The sequence below is a fragment of the Pseudomonas sp. SB113 genome, from assembly GCF_040754745.1.
In the GTDB taxonomy this organism is placed as follows: domain Bacteria; phylum Pseudomonadota; class Gammaproteobacteria; order Pseudomonadales; family Pseudomonadaceae; genus Aquipseudomonas; species Aquipseudomonas grimontii.
On sequence record NZ_JBFMHW010000265.1, the window covers coordinates 1 to 358 of the forward strand.

General features: G+C 61.7%; 1 protein-coding gene. It reads right to left on the reverse strand.

Annotation, left to right across the window (positions count from 1 at the left end):
* The coding region (locus tag AB1462_RS32495) for an Ig-like domain-containing protein (protein ID WP_367249236.1) at nt 1-358 on the reverse strand (358 nt) is incomplete at both ends.

A 358-nucleotide genomic window follows, 5' to 3' on the forward strand; every position in this document is an offset into this window, starting at 1 on the left:
TTGGCGTGCCGACGGTGAACGATTTAACGTCCGTCGGACTATCCACGTCGGTGGCGGACAGTTTGACCGCGATGCCTACGCTTGGGTCTTCAGCACCGGTCGCAGCAGTTTCCGCAGCCACCGGCGCGTCGTTGACCGCAGTCACGGTGATGGTGCCGTTGGCTGGCGCCGAAGTCAGCGGGCCGCCGTCGGTGGCGGTGTAGGTGAAGTTTGCGGTGCCGTGGAAGTTTTCGTTCGGTTTGAAGTAAACCGTGGCTTCGCCGTTGACCGCGTCAATGGAACCGGTCACCGGTTTGGTCATCGCCGCGTCGGTGTAGAAGGTGCCGTTGGTTGGCGTGCCGACGGTGAACGATTTAAC